General features: G+C 39.5%; 3 protein-coding genes. All 3 read left to right on the forward strand.

What is annotated here, in order from left to right; genetic code table 11:
* Positions 1 to 246 precede the first annotated feature (246 nt).
* Positions 247 to 570: a thioredoxin gene (trxA, locus tag FJR08_RS15880; RefSeq protein WP_015079070.1), complete on the forward strand. Its 324-nt coding sequence runs from the start codon at positions 247 to 249 to the stop codon at positions 568 to 570.
* Positions 571 to 1,324: 754 nt separating this feature from the next.
* Entirely contained in the window at positions 1,325 to 2,395 is a 1,071-nt protein-coding gene (locus FJR08_RS15885) for an LOG family protein (protein WP_168633816.1), read from the forward strand.
* Positions 2,396 to 2,935: 540 nt separating this feature from the next.
* On the forward strand, positions 2,936 to 4,253 hold a 1,318-nt coding region (locus FJR08_RS15890; protein WP_015079068.1), incomplete at its 3' end, for a D-alanyl-D-alanine carboxypeptidase.

A 4,253-nucleotide genomic window follows, 5' to 3' on the forward strand; every position in this document is an offset into this window, starting at 1 on the left:
AACAACAACTTTGAGAATGACTGGAAAAATCACATATCTAGCCTACAATAGAGGTGGCGGAGACAAATGTTTCCGTTCACTCCTCACACCACACTCCGCCCGGACTAATGTTCGGGCGGTTCCTTATGGTCTGCATTAGTTTTCTAGTTTTTTTGCAAATGTATATCCTTTATCTCTAAGAGGATGTTTTTGCTATGGTAGAATTTTCACCAAGCTCAGAAATATCTCATGTAAAGGTTTTTAGGTATGTCAGCAGCGACAAACGTTACAGATGCAAGTTTTAAGGTAGATGTCCTCGAAAGTGAAGTTCCCGTATTAGTTGATTTTTGGGCCCCTTGGTGTGGTCCATGTCGTATGGTAGCTCCTGTTGTCGAAGAAATTGCCGAGCAGTACGAAGGACAAATTAAGGTTGTGAAAGTCAATACTGATGAAAATCCGAATATTGCTAGTCAGTACGGTATTCGCAGTATTCCTACATTAATGATTTTCAAAGATGGAGACAAGGTAGATATGGTTGTCGGTGCTGTACCTAAAACCACTTTAGCTACCACTTTGGAAAAGTATCTTTGAAGCCCAATAGACAACAAACTCTCCTTGAGTTATTCATTTACCGAAAAATTGGGTTTAAAGCCCCGTCGTTCTCCGACGGCTTTCAATTAATTAGTGTACCAATACACTATACTAATGATAGTGGAAAGGTAATCAACCACTTAAAAAACCTTGTCGTCGAAAGACACCTGAACCTTGACAATTAAATCTATGCGGTTCTACTGCATTGTTCACGTTTTCCTCCTAGCAGTAGGTAAAAGATTTATACCGAGCGTGACGACTCAGATTTTTGAACTATTTGTTTCAAACTAAACAGGACTTGCAGCAATGCAACTAGGGTAGGGCATACCCAAAGTTAACGCTTGGGGAGAGTCCCACCTCGCTCGCTAGGTAACGCAAGGAACCTAGTTTAAGTGGTCTCGTTGAACCAAGAATCCCCGTCGATTTATCGTGGGGAGTGTCAAGGGACGAAAATGTTGCTTTGCCTATATTTCTTAAATAATAGAAAAAGCCTGGTTTCAGTAACACTTTCGGACATTTCCGTTGTGATTGTTAGTCAAGTAAAGCTTAGTTACTGAGAAGCCTGTATTGTAATAATTACGGTCAATATAGGAAGTATCATGTAAAATAACGTAAGTTGCTAGTACGGTGAGGCAAACGTCAAAAAGCATATTACATCAGCCCTTTAGGGATTTTTAATTATTGTTAGTTGACCTACCCTTTACTGTATTAGCAACTTTGGTTAAAATATAATGCCATTATTGCGGCAGTAAGTATGACCTCTGAAGCGTCCTTTTCTTCATTAGATTCTCTTCAAGCGGATATTGCGGAATTAATAGACCGTTTACCGACACTAAAACATCGGCAATTTATTCAGCAGTCCCTATCTACAATTTTGCGTCTTGCTGATAGTGATATTGAACGTCTTGATTGGAAAATATTATCTGCTGCTTTAGCAGATATGGAATGTGGTTTCCAGTTATTTTATAACTACCGTCATGTGCGGAAAATTACTATTTTTGGTTCAGCGCGTCTAGCACCAGATACACCAGCATATCAAGTGGCTCTGCAATTTAGTCGGGCTGTTTCTGCGCTAGGATTTATGATTATGACAGGTGGTGGTGGTGGGATTATGCAAGCTGGTCAAGAAGGCGCTGGGAGGGAAAATTCCTTTGGTTTAAATATTCAGTTACCTTTTGAGCAACAAGCTAACCCAATTATTGAAGGTGATGCTAAACTAATTAATTTTAAATACTTCTTCACTCGCAAGTTATTTCTTCTGAAAGAAAGTGATGCTGTGGCTTTGTTTCCTGGTGGTTTTGGCACTCAAGATGAGGCTTTTGAATGTATGACATTGAGCCAAACAGGTAAATTTGGTCCAGTTCCTTTGGTGTTAATTGATCAACCAGGGGGTGATTATTGGCGTTCTTGGAGTCAATATATTGATGAGAAATTGGTAAAAACAGGGCTTGTTAGTCCAGATGATCCGAGTTTGTACACTATTACAGATAATCTTGAAGTTGCCTGTAATGCTATTACTGGATTTTACCGAGTTTATCATTCTAGTCGTTATGTTGGTGACAAGTTGGTGATCCGGTTGCAAGAAGATTTATCAGATGCTCAAGTGGAATTACTTAATACTCAGTTCCGTGATATTTTGCTGACAGGTGAAATTGTGAAAAGCCAAGCATTACCACAGGAAGAACAAGATGAAACATCTAATTTGCCTCGGTTAGTTTTAAATTTTAATCAACGAGATTTAGGGCGTTTATATCAAATGATTGGGGTAATTAATCAGGTGGGTGTTCCCACTCCAGAGGAATTGGCACATCCAGAAAGAAAGTAACCTAAGTAGGTCGGCGTTAAAAATTATCGTTGTGGAAAGGCAAGAGGCAAGAGGCACTCATGCAAGAGTGAAGAGGTTTTTGGAGATTTTACTTTTCTTTACACAATTTGGTTTTATTATGTTGACCTACTTATACCAAGTTATTAATTAGCCAAAATATTTTATTCCTAATAAATGAAACTTGCACTATGGGAATACCTGTGCTATTTTTCTGCAATGCTAGGGTTGTTCGCGTTAGGGTTGCAGAGCAATCAGCATTAAATCAAACAGATCCGTTGGGTTGCGCTGTCGCTTAACCCAACCTACGAAAAATGGACAAGGTATTGCATAAGTAATAATTTTGGGAGAAACTTAACTCTGTTGACTCGGTGAATTATTACTTTATTATGACTCAATACTGATAAATATAATCAGGCTCGTATATTGGTATAAGTTGCTAAGAAAAGAGGGAATTAAAAGTTAAAAATAGTCTCACAATATAGCTTACGCTTACGAACTTAAAGAAAACTCTTACCAATTAACCAATACAGGAATTTAAATATGCTGGAATTATTAGGATCAGGTTTGTTTTCTCTATGGCTAGAAATGGCTAAGGTGCCAATTCAACCCTTAGAAGCCTTGAGTGTCTTGGCTTGGCAAGGTAGCTCTAACTTGATTCTTGTCCCTGATCCCAGCCCAGCAGGTGCTATTACAGTCCAAGAATATCTCAAGGGTTTAATCACATCAAAATTAATTGACCAAACTCTCATGTCCTCTCAGGGGATTTGGTTGCAGTCGGGACCAATGCTAATGGCTAATCATCAAGGGACTGTACCTTTATCCGCTGCTTCCTTAACTAAAGTTGCTACTTCGTTGGTAGCTTTTAAAGCTTGGGGACCCAATCACCAATTTGAGACTTTAGTTAGTAGCACTGGACCGTTAGTAAATGGGGTGGTGCAGGGTGATTTGGTGATTACTGGTAGTGGTGATCCGATGTTTGTGGGGGAGGAAGCGATCGCTCTGGGAAATACTCTGAATAAAATAGGTATTAAGCAAGTTAAGGGAAATTTGGTAATTACTGGGGCTTTTGCCATGAATTTCCAACGTCATCCCCTGCTTGCCGGTCAATTACTCAAACAAGCACTAAATCACCAAACTTGGTCGCGTTCTGTGGTTTTCCAATACTCAATTATGCCCAAAGGAACACCTAAACCCCAAGTGATTATTGCTGGTAATATTAAAGTGGAGCTTCAACCTAAAGTTGGGCAAACTTTACTGGTACGTCATCTTTCCTTACCTTTGCAAAAAATCATTAAGGAAATGAACGTTTTTAGTAATAACGATATTGCGGAAATGTTAGCCGATTCTGTGGGAGGGGCAGATGTAGTTAGCACCACAGCATCCCAACTTGCTAGATTCCCAAAGTCAGAAATTCTCTTGATTAATGGTTCTGGTTTAGGGAAAGAAAATCGAATCTCTCCCAGAGGTGTTTGTGCTATGTTCATGGCATTGCAACGGGAAGCTAGTTCCTATCAGTTGACTTTGGCTGATTTATTTCCCACCTCTGGACTAGACCACCGAGGGACAATACATTCTCGACATATGCCAAAAGCGACTGTGATGAAAACCGGTACTCTCAATGATGTTAGTGCTTTAGCTGGAGTTGTCCCCACACGCGATCGCGGTTTGGTGTGGTTTACAATTATCAATCGTGGGGGAAATGTATCAGCTTTTCGGACTGAACAAGATAAACTTCTCCAACATTTAGAAAAAGAATTAGAAGTATCTACTGATATTCCGGCTACCCTCACACCTCATTTAGATAATTCTTTACCAAAATTTGGTGCAGCCAATCGTAATGAAGTTTTGTATAAAAGCT

Origin of the sequence: Dolichospermum sp. UHCC 0260 (assembly GCF_009711985.1) — a bacterium.
GTDB lineage: Bacteria > Cyanobacteriota > Cyanobacteriia > Cyanobacteriales > Nostocaceae > Dolichospermum > Dolichospermum lemmermannii.